This is a genomic window from Streptomyces fulvoviolaceus, from assembly GCF_000718165.1.
GTDB lineage: Bacteria > Actinomycetota > Actinomycetes > Streptomycetales > Streptomycetaceae > Streptomyces > Streptomyces fulvoviolaceus.
Genome location: NZ_JOEY01000243.1, coordinates 1 through 219, shown reverse-complemented (window position 1 = coordinate 219; position 219 = coordinate 1). Strand labels below are relative to the sequence as shown.

At 66.7% G+C, this 219-nt stretch carries 1 protein-coding gene; it reads right to left on the bottom strand.

The features are described 5' to 3' along the window. Positions 1–219: SDR family NAD(P)-dependent oxidoreductase (locus tag IG08_RS0153720; protein ID WP_030622590.1), on the bottom strand; the 219-nt coding region annotated here is incomplete at both ends.

Genomic DNA, 219 nt, shown 5'->3' with positions numbered 1-219 from the left:
GGGGGTGCTGCGTACGATCCGTTCGCCCCATTTGCTGTCCAGTAGCCCGGAGCTGAGGTCGGTGTGGAAGTAGCCGGGCGCGAGGGTGTTGACGCGTACGCCGCGGTCGGCCCATTCGACGGCGAGTGATTTGGTGAGGGCTTCGACGCCGCCCTTGCTTGCGGCGTAGGCGGCGATGCGTTCGAAGCCGGTGCTGGCGTGTACGGAGGAGACGTTGAC